The 15127-nt window shown below is 55.0% G+C and carries 9 protein-coding genes; 3 read left to right on the top strand and 6 right to left on the bottom strand.

Features of this window, described 5'->3' with window-relative positions:
• Positions 1-67: 67 nt before the first annotated feature.
• The 4 genes from alkB to INF68_RS17495 form a co-directional block, all read right to left on the bottom strand.
• Entirely contained in the window at positions 68-724 is a 657-nt protein-coding gene (gene alkB / locus INF68_RS17510; RefSeq protein ID WP_126786708.1) for a DNA oxidative demethylase AlkB, read from the bottom strand.
• A complete protein-coding gene (ada, locus tag INF68_RS17505) occupies positions 724-1782 on the bottom strand; it encodes a bifunctional DNA-binding transcriptional regulator/O6-methylguanine-DNA methyltransferase Ada (RefSeq protein ID WP_126786707.1) in 1059 nt (352 codons plus the stop codon). The genes alkB and ada overlap by 1 nt, the downstream gene beginning before the upstream one ends.
• A gap of 72 nt (positions 1783-1854) precedes the next feature.
• Positions 1855-2910 carry an FAD:protein FMN transferase ApbE gene (apbE, locus tag INF68_RS17500; RefSeq protein ID WP_023312507.1) on the bottom strand — a complete coding sequence of 352 codons (1056 nt, stop codon included), beginning with the start codon at positions 2908-2910 and terminating at the stop codon, positions 1855-1857.
• Positions 2911-3024: 114 nt separating this feature from the next.
• Complete coding sequence (locus tag INF68_RS17495) at positions 3025-4137, bottom strand: porin OmpC (RefSeq protein WP_045402762.1); 1113 nt, start codon at positions 4135-4137, stop codon at positions 3025-3027.
• A gap of 743 nt (positions 4138-4880) precedes the next feature.
• On the opposite strand from INF68_RS17495, the gene rcsD reads away from it, so the two are divergent.
• Together rcsD and rcsB are read left to right on the top strand one after the other, a co-directional pair.
• Positions 4881-7553 (top strand): phosphotransferase RcsD, encoded by a 2673-nt coding sequence (gene rcsD, locus INF68_RS17490; protein ID WP_126786706.1) that lies wholly within the window; start codon positions 4881-4883, stop codon positions 7551-7553.
• Between the two features lie 16 nt (positions 7554-7569).
• On the top strand, positions 7570-8220 hold the full coding sequence (gene rcsB, locus INF68_RS17485; protein WP_006176468.1) for a response regulator transcription factor RcsB: 651 nt from the start codon (positions 7570-7572) through the stop codon (positions 8218-8220).
• A 91-nt stretch (positions 8221-8311) separates the two neighbouring features.
• Here the strand turns inward: rcsB and rcsC are convergent, their stop codons facing one another.
• Positions 8312-11158: a two-component system sensor histidine kinase RcsC gene (rcsC, locus tag INF68_RS17480; RefSeq protein WP_126786705.1), complete on the bottom strand. Its 2847-nt coding sequence runs from the start codon at positions 11156-11158 to the stop codon at positions 8312-8314.
• Positions 11159-11293: 135 nt separating this feature from the next.
• Entirely contained in the window at positions 11294-13930 is a 2637-nt protein-coding gene (gene gyrA / locus INF68_RS17475) for a DNA topoisomerase (ATP-hydrolyzing) subunit A (RefSeq protein ID WP_045354270.1), read from the bottom strand.
• 146 nt (positions 13931-14076) lie between these two features.
• Here gyrA and ubiG point away from each other — a divergent pair, with 146 nt between their 5' ends.
• Positions 14077-14805, top strand: a complete 729-nt coding sequence (gene ubiG, locus INF68_RS17470) for a bifunctional 2-polyprenyl-6-hydroxyphenol methylase/3-demethylubiquinol 3-O-methyltransferase UbiG (RefSeq protein ID WP_039263205.1) — start codon at positions 14077-14079, stop codon at positions 14803-14805.
• The last annotated feature ends 322 nt before the right edge of the window (positions 14806-15127 follow it).

Raw genomic sequence — 15127 nt, 5'->3', positions numbered from 1 at the left:
AGGCAATCCGGACAATAAAAATCAGCCAGCAGTGTAAACTGCCCTGCGTGTACATCAAGAATAATTCTTATTTTAGTTTACTGTACCCCGCCTGACGGAAGGTCAGGTTGAAACGGTACTCGCCCGTGAGCGGGTGGATCCCGGGCTTCAGCGGCTGAATGCCGTGATAATAAAGCCGCGACTCCCTGCCCCACACCACCACATCGCCATGTTCCAGCATAATGCGCTTGAGCGGGTCGTTGCGGCGTAATCCCCCAAACTGGAAGACGGCAGGCAAACCTAACGATACCGAGACGATAGGCGCGCGAAGATCGGGTTCATCCTTGTCCTGATGCAGCGAGAGCTTCGCGCCAACGGCGTAGCGGTTGATCAGGCAGGCATCCGGCCGGAAGTCAGGATACTGCGCTGCCACGGCGGCCTCGTGGCAGAGAGACTGAAAAATCGCGGGCATCGCGGGCCACGGCTGGCCGGTAGCGGGATCGTTCGGAGCATACAGATAGCCCCGCTCGTTCGTCGCCCAGCCCAGTTCGCCGCAGCTGGCCATGGCCACCGACATGGTGTAGCCGCCCGGCGTCACCATATGGCGAAATGGCGAAACCGCCGTCACCTCGTCGATACCGGCAAGAAGCGCCGCCGCACGGGAGAGTGCAAAACGGCGCAGGATCACCGCTCCCGGCGCAAGCGGCTCCTGCCAGGGTTCAGCATCCGCAAAAAGATCGAGCATTATCCCTCCTGGCGTTTCGCCTCACGTTTCAGTAATAGCGCTTTTCGCGCCGTCCCCCAACGGTAACCCGACAGCGCGCCGTCGTTACGAACCACGCGATGACAGGGGATCACAATCGCCAGCGTGTTTGCCGCACAGGCTCCGGCAACGGCGCGTACCGCATTAGGTTGACCAATCGCCTGCGCCACCTGCCGGTAACTTGCCGTTTCGCCGCAGGGAATGTTGCGAAGGGCCTGCCAGACGCGCTGCTGGAACGCGGTTCCGCGAATATCCAGCGGCAGCGCAAGTGGTACATCGCGGTTATCAATACTGGCAATCACCTGCTGGATCCGCTGTGCGAAATCCTCTTCCAGCGGCGCATGCGCTGCTTTTGGAAAATGCGCGGCAAGCTCTTCGGCTAATTCTTCATCGCTGTCACCCAGCAGGATCGCGCAGATCCCCCGCTCGCTTTCCGCAACCAGACAGCGTCCTAACGAGCAGTCGCTGATGGCATAACGCACTGCCGCATCCCCTTTGCGGTACTGCTTCGCCGTCATGCCCAGCGCATCGTTGGCTTTACGATAATAGCTGCTGCTGTCGGGAAACCCCGCCGCCAGCACGGCGTCGGTAACTTTGTCTCCCTGTGCAAGCGCGGTGCGCAGGCGCTGGCCTCGCGCCGCCTGCTGCCAGGCCTTTGGCGTCATGCCGGTCGCGGACTTAAACAGACGGTGGAAATGGAAAGGACTCATGGCGACCTGCTGCGCCAGCCTCTCCAGGGTTAGCGTGGGATCCTGCTCCAGAAGACGGCAGGCGTGTTCCACTTTTGCCAGCTTCTGCGCCTGCGGATCGCGTTTGTCCGGCATGCAGCGCTTGCACGGGCGAAACCCTGCCTGAACGGCATGGTGGGCATCGGGATAAAAGCGGACGTTTTTACGCAGCGCGTGGCGGGCGCGGCATGACGGGCGGCAGAAAATACCCGTCGTCTGCACGGCGAAGACAAACTGTTCGTCAGCGAGCGGATCGCGGGCCAGCACGGCCTGCCAGCGATCCTCATCGGTAATAAAGGTTGAGTTTCTCATTATCGGCTCCTCTTGTAAGCATACATAGAGCGTGCCTGAGTGCCACTGATAAAAAACCCGCAACCTTGCTTTTTAATTTTTGTCGCGCACCAGGAAGCTATTGAACTGCGGCGAGCTCCAGGTTTTGAACCCGTCGCCCTCTTTGGTGATCATATAAACCGCCAGCCCTTCCTGGCGAACCACCTCTTTGGCTTTTTCCGGGCCGAGAACCATTAAGCCAGTATCCCAGGCATCCGCTTCCAGCGCCGTTGGGGCGATGACCGTCACCGAGACCAGGTTATGCGTGATGGGACGGCCGGTCTGCGGATCGATAACATGCGAAATACGCTTCCCGTCAAGCTCGTAATAGTTACGATAGCTCCCGGAGGTACTGATGCCATGTCCGTTGATATCCACTATCGCCTGTACGGCATTTTGCCGATCGGTCGGCTTTTGAATCGCTACGCGCCACGGCTTATCGCTGGCGTTCATCCCCCGGCTGACTAGCGCGCCGCCCACGGAGACCAGATAGCGGGAAATGCCTTCCTGGGCCATCAGCGCTGCAAGATGATCCGCCGCATAGCCTTCCCCTACCGTCGACAGATCGACAAACAGATCGGGGATATCCTTTTGCAGGTACTGTTGTCCGTACTGATTGATCACCGTCAGATGCTGCAGCCCTGTCCGGGCGCGGGCGTCATCAATGGCCGCCTGTTCGGGCGTGGTCACCGGCTGTTTGTTAGGGCCAAATCCCCAAAGGTTTACCAGGGGTCCGACGGTCACATCCATCGCGCCGTTGGTTTTATAACCCACGCGTATAGATTCGGTCACGATATCGGCCATCGCCTCGCTCACCGGCCACAGGGAGGTGCTGGTGGAGAGGTTAAAGCGCATCAGCGCCGAGTCATTTTTATAGGTTGAGAGCAGCTGATCGTCGGCATCCAGCTGAGACTGGATTTTGCCGCGTAGCTCATCTGTGCGTGTTTTATCGAGGTTCATCACGCTGACGCGCCAGAAGGTGCCCATCGTTTTGCCTTCGAGCACCGTCGCGGCGGGTGCGTCGGCTTTCGCCACGGGCGCGGAATCGTCACACGCGGTCAGGAAAAAAAGCATAGCCAGAAAGCTGGCGCGTAAAAAAGTCATGTCCATTCATTATTATCCTCATGCCAGGGCGGCAAGAGTACACCAAAACGGGTGAGTTGTTCGAATCTGCGAGACACAAAAAAGGGGCCAGCAGGCCCCTTACGTCACACGATGAAGCGATTAGAACTGGTAAACCAGACCCAGCGCGACGATATCGTCAGTACCGATACCCGCCTGACGGGTGAATTCATTTTCATCAACCAGGTTGATTTTGTAATCCACGTAGGTGGACATGTTTTTGTTGAAGTAGTAAGTCGCACCAACATCAACATATTTCAGCAGATCCTGATCGCCGTAACCTTCGATGTCTTTCCCTTTAGACTGCAGGTAAGCCACGGACGGACGCAGGCCGAAGTCGAACTGGTACTGAGCAACCACTTCGAAGTTCTGCGCTTTGTTAGCGAAGCCGTAAGCGGTAGTCGGGCTGCTGCCGTTAGAGGTACCGAAACGGGTTGCGTTGTAGGTCTGAGAGTACTGCGCTGCCAGATAGATGTTGTTGGCATCGTATTTCAGGCCACCAGTATAGACTTCTGCGTGATCGCCATTACCGTATACGCCCGGTGCGTTCTGGTCAGCGGTACGTTTGGAGGAGGACATCGCACCACCTACGCTGAAGCCTTCGCCAAGGTTATAGGTCAGGGATGCACCGTAGCCGTCGCCGTTCTGTTTCAGGGTGCTACGACCGGTGTCGTTTTCACCGCTTACGCTGCCGTTTTTACCCTGATACTGCAGGGCAAAGTTCAGGCCATCCACCAGACCAAAGAAGTCCTGGTTGCGGTAGGTCGCCACGCCGTTAGCACGGGACTGCAGGAAGTTGTCCGCACCGTAAGTATCGCCGCCAAATTCTGGCAGAACGTCGGTCCAGGAGGTTACATCGTAGATTACGCCGTAGTTACGACCGTAATCGAAAGAACCCGCGTCAGCGAATTTCAGACCCGCGAACGCCACACGCGTCCAGGCCTGGTTGTCGCTTTCAGAGGTGTTGCCCTGGATCTGGTATTCCCACTGGCCGTAACCGGTCAGCTGATCGTTAACCTGAGTTTCGCCTTTGAAGCCAAGACGCATGTAAGTCTGGTCGCCGTCGGCACTCTTGTCGTCAGAGAAATAGTGCAGACCATCGACTTTACCGTACAGATCTAATTTGTTGCCATCTTTGTTATAAATTTCGGCCGCATTTGCTGCGCCTGCCACCAGGAGTGCTGGTACCAGGAGGGACAGTACTTTAACTTTCATTTTATTAACCCTCTGTTATATGCCTTATAATTGCCACTGCTTACTGGTTAACCCTCATTAACCAGTCGGCAATTTCATTCTCCGCAAAATTACAGAATAATCCAATGCGAATATGATACGAAAACTTTGAAGATGTTTCATTTACCCATCAACATGTTTCAAAATGTAAATATCAAGGAACTTTTACAAAGCACAAATAGCTTAGAAAATTAGCACTTATAATCAAACAGGAAAATCACCACATACACATCAAAGAGTTATAATAAAATCCGTTACAGCACTGAATGACAAAACAAGATCGCACCTAATCTCTAAAATAACTCTCGCTATCATCATTAACTTTATTTATTACCGTCATTCAGTTTTGAATGTCTGTTTATCCCTAATTGAACCGGATGCTCCGCATTCGGTTTTTTTTTACCTTTCTTTACGTAACTTCTCTTTTTTTATGCTACCGCACCGTAATTGTAACGACTATTAACTAAATTCTCTTCGGGTATTCTTCGTAGTCCATAAATTGGTACAAGACTTAATTTCTTGTTAATTCGTGCTATTTATTGACGGCATGGGTCGATTATTTGTACGCGCATGGCGAGTTTGTACATGTTTTCTGCACTCCCCGCCGCCGATATTGTCCGGAGAAAAAGTCGCCTCTTCCCGGACAGTCGCGCTGGAAATTCAGTTATTACCCTTTATACTGCCCTATCGCCACAGAGCACGACCATAACGGGTTAAAGATATCAATGAGTCAGACTGAAACTACCGCCCCGAGCAAATTCTCCCTTCTCCCCGGGAGCATCACCCGTTTCTTTCTTCTTTTGATCGTTGTGCTGTTAGTCACCATGGGGGTGATGGTACAAAGCGCGGTTAACGCCTGGCTGAAGGATAAGAGCTATCAGGTCGTGGATATCACCCACGCCGTGCACAAGCGCATAGACACCTGGCGCTACGCCACCTGGCAGATTTACGACAATATCGCTGCTGCCCCGACCTCCTCGTCCGGGGATGGACTTCAGGAGACGCGACTTAAGCAGGATGTCTATTATCTCGAAAAACCGCAGCGTAAGACCGAGGCACTCATCTTTGGCTCTCACGACAGCGCGACGCTTGAGATGACGCAGCGTATTTCGACCTATCTGGATACCCTCTGGGGTGCCGAAACGGTACCGTGGTCGATGTACTATCTGAACGGTCAGGACAACAGCATGATCCTGATCTCTACGCTGCCGTTAAAAGATCTCTCGTCCGGCTTTAAAGAGACAACCGTGGGCAGCATCGTCGATTCCCGCCGGGCAGAGATGCTGCAGCAGGCGAACGCCCTTGATGAGCGTGAGAGCTTCTCTTCCCTGCGTCGTCTGGCCTGGCAAAACGGTCATTATTTTACCCTGCGCACCACGTTCAACCAGCCAGGGCATCTGGCGACGGTGGTGGCCTTCGATTTACCGATTAATGATTTAATCCCGCCGGATATGCCGCTCGACAGCTTCCGCCTGGAGCCAGACAGCAGCACCCAGAACATGCGTGCGGCGTCCGACAAAGAGGCCGCAGAGAGCGTATCGATCTCCTTTAACGGCTCGAAAATCGAAATTGCCTCATCGCTGAACTCGACCGGCATGCGTCTCGTGTGGCAGGTGCCGTTTGGCACGCTGTTGCTCGACACCCTGCAAAATATTCTGCTGCCTCTGCTGCTGAATATCGGTCTGCTGGCGCTGGCGCTGTTTGGCTACAGCACCTTCCGTTTCCAGACGGGGCGTCAGAGCGACGCCTCTGCGGTTCCGGCCGGTACCAACAATGAGCTGCGCGTATTGCGTGCACTGAATGAAGAGATTGTTTCCGTGCTGCCGCTTGGGGTCCTGGTTCACGACCAGGAGGCGAATCGTACGGTGATGAGCAACAAAATTGCCGACCATCTGCTGCCGCATCTTAACCTGCAGAACATCACCACCATGGCGGATCAACACCAGGGGGTGATTCAGGCCACCATCAACAATGAACTGTACGAGATCCGTCAGTTCCGCAGCCAGGTGGCTCCCCGCACGCAAATCTTCATTATTCGCGACCAGGATCGCGAAGTGCTGGTCAATAAAAAGCTCAAGCAGGCGCAAAGGCTGTATGAGAAAAACCAGCAGGGGCGCGCCGCATTTATGCAGAACATTGGCGATGCCTTCAAGCAGCCGTTAAAAACGCTGGCGACCCAGGCGGCGGCGTTAAACACCTCTGAAAGCCACCAGCTTGCCTGCCAGGCCGATTCGCTGGTCAGAATGGTTGATGAGATCCAGCTGGCGAACATGCTGGAGAATGATTTCTGGAAGGGAACGCCAGCCCTCTTCTCCATTCAGGATCTGATCGATGAAGTGGTGCCTGAAGTACTGCCCGTCATTAAGCGCAAAGGGCTGCAGCTGCTGATCAATAACAATCTCCCTGCGAATGACGAACGCCACGGCGATCGCGAAGCGCTGCGCCGCATTCTGCTGATGATTATTCAGTATGCCGTGACCACCACGCAGATTGGCAAAATCACCCTTGAAGTCAGCACCGAGGAGTCGGCAGAAGACCGTCTGACGTTCCGCATCCTGGACACCGGGGAAGGCGTCACAACAAGTGAAATTGATAATCTGCACTTCCCGTTTCTGAATGACACGCAGAGCGATCGCCACGGCAAGGCCAATGCCCTGACCTTCTGGCTGTGCGATCAGCTGGCGCGTAAGCTTGGCGGCCACCTGAATATCAAAGCCCGTGAATCCCTCGGCACCCGCTATTCTCTGCACGTGAAAATGGCGGCCAATCCGCAGGAAGAGGATGAAGAACGTCTGCTGGATGACGTCGTGGTGATGGTCGATGTGACCTCGAACGAGATCCGCAATATTGTCGTTCGTCAGTTAGAAAACTGGGGAGCGGCCTGCATCACGCCGGATGAAAGACTTGCAAGTCAAGAATTTGATCTGTTTTTAACTGATAATCCGTCTAATCTTACTGCCTCCGGCTTGCTTTTAAGCGATGATGAGTCAGGCGTGCGGAAAATCGGCCCTGGCCAGCTGCGCGTCAACTTTAATATAAGCAATGCGATGCAGGAAGCTGTACTACAACTAATAGAAGAGCAGCTGGCGCAGGAAGAGATAACGGAATCACCGTTAGGCGGCAATGAAAATGCCGAGCTTCACGCCAGCGGATACTATTCACTCTTTGTTGATACAGTACCAGATGATGTTAAGCGGTTGTATACTGAGTCCGCTGCGAATGATTTTGCAGCGCTGGCACAGACAGCACACCGGCTTAAAGGGGTGTTTGCCATGCTTAATCTGGTTCCCGGCAAGCAGTTATGTGAAACGCTGGAACATCTAATTCGTGAGAAAGATGCCTCTGGCATTGAAAAATACATCAGCGACATTGACGCCTACGTCAAAAGCTTGCTGTAGCAAGGTAGCCTTATACATGAACAATATGAACGTAATTATTGCCGATGACCATCCGATTGTACTGTTCGGTATTCGCAAATCACTTGAACAGATCGAGTGGGTGAATGTAGTCGGTGAATTTGAAGACTCTACAGCACTGATCAATAACCTCCCAAAGCTTGATGCACACGTGCTCATTACCGATCTCTCCATGCCTGGAGACAAATACGGTGATGGGATCACGCTCATCAAATACATTAAACGTCACTTCCCGGATATCTCGATCATTGTTCTGACCATGAACAACAACCCGGCGATCCTGAGCGCGGTGTTGGATCTGGACATCGAAGGGATTGTGCTGAAACAGGGCGCCCCGACCGATCTGCCAAAAGCGCTCGCTGCGCTGCAGAAAGGCAAGAAGTTCACGCCTGAGAGCGTCTCTCGTCTGCTGGAAAAAATCAGCGCGGGTGGCTACGGTGACAAACGCCTGTCCCCGAAAGAGAGTGAAGTTCTGCGCCTGTTCGCAGAAGGTTTCCTGGTAACCGAGATTGCCAAGAAGCTGAACCGCAGCATTAAAACCATCAGCAGCCAGAAGAAATCAGCGATGATGAAGCTGGGCGTGGACAACGATATTGCTCTGCTGAACTATCTCTCCTCCGTTACGCTGAGCGCATCGGACAAGGATTGATCCCGGACGGGTGTGCGGCCTGATGCCCTCACCCCGTCCCTCTCCCGCGGGGAGAGGGTGAAAAAACGAAAAGGCCCTTACGGGCCTTTTTTTATATTCTGGTTTTTCTCACGCGATCCGCGTAAATCGACAACGTCTGTTTCAGCACGTCCAGCGTCACCGGCTTCGACAGACAGCTGTCCATGCCTGACTCCAGACAACGCTGTTTCTCTTCCGCCAGCGCGTTCGCCGTTACGCCCACTACCGGCAGCGTCAGGCCCAGCTGTCGGATGCGCTGCGTCAGGCGGTAGCCGTCCATGTTTGGCATGTTGACGTCGCTAAGCACGATATCAATATGATTTTTACTCAGCACATTCAGCGCATCCACGCCGTCATTGGCGGTTTTGCACTGGTAGCCCAGCGATCCCAGCTGGTCAGCCAGCAGGCGACGGTTAATCGGATGGTCATCCACCACCAGAATCATCATATCGTCATTTATCGACGCCAGAGACTCCGGTGACGGCAATCCGCCCGCGCCGTCGCGCTCTTCCAGCTCCACTTTGTAGATGCGCGCCAGCAGGCTCAACAGCTCGTGCGGCGTTGCAACGCTGTGTACCCATTCCCCAGGCGCACGCTCGACAGGAATGCCGATGTGGCGACGGCAGAAGAGCACCGACCCTCTCCCCTGCCACGGCTGCTCCGGCATCTCGTCGGCGATCAGCACATCGTCCACATCCGGTGTTTGACCTTCATAGAGACACACCCTGACTCCACTGTGGGCAAGCAACGCCGTCAGGTAGTCATTCAGCGAGGCGTTATGCACCGCCAGCCAGCAGCGCTTGTCGCTCAGCCCGTCTACCGTCGCTTTTGCCGGATACTGTGCCGAATAGAGCGGAATGCGGATGGTGAACTGGCTTCCCATGCCGGGCTCGGTATCCACAGAGATATCGCCGTCCATCATGCTGACGAGCTTCTCACAAATCGCCAGCCCCAGTCCGGTGCCCTGGAAGTTACGCTGCACGCCGGTCCCGACCTGGAAGAACGGGTCGAACAGGCGGACCACTTCCTTCGCCGGGATGCCGACGCCCGTGTCGCGCACGCGAATGCTCAGGTAATCCCCCGCCCGGCAAACGTGCAACACGATACAGCCAACGTCGGTGAATTTGATGGCGTTGCTGAGCAGGTTTGAGATGACCTGCTGCAGGCGCATCGGATCGCCGTGCAGCGTCAGCGGCACGTCCGGTTCGATAAAGCAGTAGAGCCCCAGCTGTTTACGCACCACAAGCGGCAGATAGTTGGCGCTGATGTGGTTCATCACCTCGCGCGGCGAGAACTCCCGCGGCTCGATTTTCAGCTGCTCAGACTCAATTTTAGAGAAGTCGAGAATATCGCTGATGATTTTCAGCAGCAGGCTGGAGGAGTTGTTCATTGCCGTCACCAGCCTGTCGACCCCTTTCGGCAGCTCTTTGGTCTGCAGCAGGTCGAGGTTACCGATGATCCCGTACAGCGGCGTTCGCAGCTCGTGGCTGACGGTGGCAAGGAACATGGATTTCGACTGGCTGGCTTGCTCCGCCGCCTGGGCCATCTCCTGCAGCGACTCTTCCATCTTCACGCGCGCGGAGACATCCACCAGCACGCAAATCGCCACGTTTTCATTGCGATAGCGGGAATGCACAAAGCTGATCTGCAGGTTGGTGTGCGTGCTGGTGAGCACGTCGACAAAGTTAACCTGCTGGCCGCAGATAATTTGCGTCAGCCTCTGCCGGTCCTCATGCGTCAGCATGTTCAGGTAGTTATGCGCCAGCTCGTTACTCAGGATGTTGGTCCCGTCCTGAGTACGCAGAATACAGATCCCCACCGGCGCCGAGGCAACAATCTTACGGTTAAACTGCTCGTGTTCCTCCAGCCGCTGGGCGTCGCTTTCGGCCGGAATAAAGATTTTCCGCTCATACATGCGCGCCAGGGTGAACAGCGCCCCACCCGCGATCAGGTTCAGCAGAATGGCATTCATGATGAGAATGCGTATCCGCTCAAGCACCATGTCCACTGGCACCGAGTAGACAATGCTCAGCGACGAAGGCGGCAGGCTCTTCTTCAGCACCAGTTCGCGGAAGCCGGAGGTATAGCCAAACCACGACCGTTCCTGCATCCAGTGCGGTTCGACGTTTAACCGGTTATCCGGCCCGGCGAGTGAGATCAGCTGATGACCGTTTTCATCCAGAATGGTCACCCCCATGGGCAGGCTGCCCGGGGTGAAAAAGTTTTCCATGCGAATGGTCTGCTCAATCCCCAGCAGCGCCTGCAGGCGATTGCCGAGATACACCGGCGTCAGGGCGTAGAAATAGCCCACGCCCGGGCGCGGGCCCTGGCTAACCCAGAAGATGTTATTCCCGCGCTCGTCCTGCGGCGCATTGCGGTATTTCACAATACGTTCATGCAGGCTTTTCAGCGCATCGTCACGCTCAACGGGCACGTCGCGCAGGCCAAAGTCAGCCATGCAGAGATTTTCACTGCCAATCAGGAATACGCGGTTCAGGTCATAGGCGGCGGAGAAATTGTCGCGCCAGTAGCGCATAAACCAGGCAAGGGATTCCAGCGACCCGCGCCAGGTATTGCTCATGGTGGAGCAATCGGAGTCCGGGAACAGCGGCTGGAAGTCCGGGACTTCGGTATTGTCATTCCGCCCGCGAAGCGCAAGGATGCCGTTTTCCGCCGTCAGACGATTTTCGGCAATATACTTCAGCTCCTTCATCACGTCAGACGTTCGCTGAATGTAGCGCTGGGCCTGGTCGGAGCTTAAGTTAAACTCCTGGCGGATCTCCGCTTCTTTCTGGTGCAGCGCGTTAACGATGTAAAACACCGAGAACAAGGCCACCAGCAGCCAGAGCAAGAGCGCCAGCGCCCGAAACAGATAGCGAGAAACTTTCAGCGTAGTACGAAAGGAGACGAGGTATTTCAAGGGGGCGAGGCTCCGCCGTCGGGGTCAAAAGAATGTGGTTAAGGTAGCGGTAAACGCGTCAGGTCGCAACGTTGACTTATCTGCTTGTGCAAAAGAAAAGGGCCGGAATCCGGCCCTTTTTTGCATCAGGAGACATTACTCGTCAGCGTCATCCGCTACGTCATCGTCGGTGTCGGCTTCCGGCGCGATATCATCATCGCCTTCCGCAACGCTACCGTCGATGGAATCGAGCTCTTCGTCATCCACCGGCTCAGCAACGCGCTGCAGACCGACCACGTTTTCATCTTCCGCTGTACGGATGAGGATCACGCCCTGGGTGTTACGCCCCACCACGCTGATCTCAGACACGCGGGTACGCACCAGCGTACCGGCATCGGTGATCATCATGATCTGGTCGGCATCGTCTACCTGCACCGCGCCCACAACGGAACCGTTGCGCTCGGTCACTTTGATAGAGATAACGCCCTGCGTGCCGCGAGACTTGGTTGGGTATTCCCCTTCCGCCGTACGTTTACCGTAACCATTCTGCGTCACGGTCAGGATAGCCCCTTCACCGCGCGGAATAATCAGAGAAACAACGCTGTCTTCGCCAGCCAGTTTGATACCACGAACGCCTGTAGCGGTACGACCCATTGCACGGACGGCGTTCTCTTTAAAGCGCACCACTTTACCGGCCGCAGAGAACAGCATCACTTCATCAGAACCGGAGGTCAGATCCACACCGATCAGCTCGTCGCCTTCGTTCAGGTTCACCGCGATGATCCCGGCGGAACGTGGGCGGCTGAACTCGGTCAGCGCGGTTTTCTTCACGGTACCGCTGGCGGTCGCCATAAAGACGTTCACGCCCTCTTCGTACTCGCGTACCGGCAGGATAGCGGTGATACGTTCGTTCGCTTCCAGCGGCAGCAGGTTAACGATTGGACGGCCACGCGCGCCGCGGCTCGCTTCCGGCAGCTGATAAACTTTCATCCAGTACAGACGACCACGGCTGGAGAAGCAGAGGATCGTGTCATGGGTGTTGGCCACCAGCAGGCGGTCAATAAAGTCTTCTTCTTTAATACGCGCTGCAGACTTGCCTTTACCGCCACGACGCTGTGCTTCGTAGTCGGTCAGCGGCTGATACTTCACATAGCCCTGGTGAGACAGGGTGACCACCACGTCTTCGCGGTTGATCAGATCTTCAATGTTGATATCAGAGCTGTTCGCGGTGATTTCGGTGCGGCGCGCATCGCCGAACTGATCGCGGACCAGCTCCAGCTCTTCACGGATCACTTCCATCAGACGCTCTGCGCTGCCCAGGATATGCAGCAGTTCAGCAATCTGTTCCAGCAGCTCTTTGTATTCGTCGAGCAGTTTTTCGTGCTCAAGGCCGGTCAGTTTCTGCAGACGCAGATCCAGAATCGCCTGAGCCTGCTGTTCAGTCAGGTAATACTGACCGTCACGCACGCCGAATTCAGGTTCCAGCCACTCTGGACGCGCTGCGTCATCGCCCGCACGTTCCAGCATCGCGGCAACGTTACCCAGATCCCACGGACGGGAAACCAGGGCTGCTTTCGCTTCCGCCGGGGTTGGCGCACGACGGATCAGTTCGATGATCGGGTCGATGTTGGCCAGCGCAACCGCCAACGCTTCAAGGATGTGCGCACGGTCGCGCGCTTTGCGCAGTTCGAAGATGGTACGACGGGTCACCACTTCACGGCGGTGACGCACGAACGCGCTCAGGATCTCTTTCAGGTTCATGATCTTCGGCTGACCATGGTGCAGCGCAACCATGTTGATACCGAAGGAGACCTGAAGCTGAGTCTGGGAGTACAGGTTGTTCAGCACAACCTCACCCACCGCGTCGCGTTTGATCTCAATCACAATGCGCATACCGTCTTTGTCAGACTCGTCACGCAGCGCGCTGATGCCTTCAACGCGTTTTTCTTTTACCAACTCGGCGATTTTTTCAATCAGACGCGCTTTGTTCACCTGATACGGGATCTCGTGAACAATGATGGTTTCACGGCCGGTTTTAGCGTCCGCTTCCACTTCGGCGCGGGCACGGATGTAAATCTTGCCGCGGCCGGTGCGGTACGCTTCTTCAATACCGCGACGACCATTGATGATCGCCGCCGTTGGGAAGTCCGGGCCCGGGATATGTTCCATCAGCCCTTCAATGCTGATGTCTTCATCGTCGATATAGGCCAGGCAGCCGTTGATCACCTCGGTGATATTGTGCGGCGGAATGTTGGTTGCCATACCGACCGCGATACCGGACGAACCGTTAACCAGCAGGTTCGGGATCTTGGTTGGCATCACATCTGGGATGCGCTCGGTGCCGTCGTAGTTATCGACGAAATCAACGGTCTCTTTTTCCAGGTCGGCCATCAGCTCGTGAGCGATTTTCGACATACGGATTTCCGTATAACGCATCGCCGCAGCGGAGTCGCCGTCGACTGAACCAAAGTTACCCTGACCATCTACCAGCATGTAGCGCAATGAGAATGGCTGCGCCATACGAACGATGGTGTCATAAACGGCGGTATCACCATGCGGGTGATATTTACCGATGACGTCACCGACGACGCGGGCAGATTTTTTATAGGCTTTATTCCAGTCATTGCCCAATACGTTCATGGCGTATAGTACGCGACGGTGTACCGGCTTAAGGCCATCGCGGACGTCCGGCAGCGCACGGCCAACAATGACCGACATCGCATAGTCCAGATAGGAGCTCTTCAGCTCTTCCTCGATGTTAACCGGTGTAATTTCTCTCGCAAGGTCGCTCATCTAACCGCTATCCCTCTACTGTATCCCGGATTCAAAGGTCGCAAATTATAACACAGCCGAGGTGATTGAGGTAAACCTATACGCTTTATTCACGGGGATTGCCTGATATACTCCTTTGTCTTGCTAAATAAGGAGTAAAAGCGCCCATGAATGCCGAAAAATCCCCGGTGGCTCACAACGTTGACCACGAAGAGATTGCCAAATTTGAAGCGGTGGCGTCCCGCTGGTGGGATCTCGAAGGTGAGTTCAAACCGCTGCATCGCATTAACCCGCTGCGTCTGGGCTATATCGCGGAGCGTTCCGGCGGTCTGTTCGGTAAGAAAGTGCTCGACGTCGGCTGCGGCGGCGGCATCCTGGCTGAGAGCATGGCGCGCGAAGGGGCGAATGTTACGGGCCTGGATATGGGCTTTGAACCGCTCCAGGTTGCCCGCCTTCACGCGCTGGAGTCCGGCATACAGGTGGAATACGTGCAGGAAACCGTGGAAGAGCACGCGGCAAAACACGCCCATCAGTACGATGTGGTGACCTGCATGGAGATGCTGGAGCACGTACCCGATCCGCAGTCGGTGGTACATGCCTGTGCAAAACTGGTGAAGCCGGGCGGCCAGGTCTTCTTCTCAACCATCAACCGTAACGGTAAAGCCTGGCTAATGGCCGTCGTTGGCGCGGAGTATGTACTGCGCATGGTGCCGAAAGGGACGCACGACGTGAAGAAATTCATCAAGCCTGCGGAGCTGTTAAGCTGGGTTGACCAGACGTGGCTCAAAGAGCAGCACATCACCGGCCTGCACTACAATCCGCTGACCGATAAATTCAAACTCGCACCGGGCGTTGATGTTAACTATATGTTGCACACAACCGCCAAAAACGACTAACGTCATTCGTTATTCTTATAAAGATTGCGCGACATCATGTTGCGCAATTCTGACCTCCCGTTGAAGAAATCAGCACTCGATCAAATTTTGAATTTTTTTTCTTAATTATTGACATGTCTTCCAGGCCTTACGGTACGAGGACTTAGCCTTTTTTACCCTTTCACAACCTCAATTTAACGTCAAAATCAACCCTTGTGCTGAAAAGATTCGATACTAGAATACTCACCATATAGCGTTTTTCTTATCGCAAACCCCCTATATGTAGTATTTATCCACAGAGTTAGTCACAAGGCGGATCTGTGGATAAACGGGGGATATTTTT

Origin of the sequence: Enterobacter cloacae complex sp. P16RS2 (assembly GCF_014982155.1) — a bacterium.
Lineage (GTDB): Bacteria > Pseudomonadota > Gammaproteobacteria > Enterobacterales > Enterobacteriaceae > Enterobacter > Enterobacter cloacae_M.
This window is presented reverse-complemented; position numbering and strand designations above follow the sequence as displayed.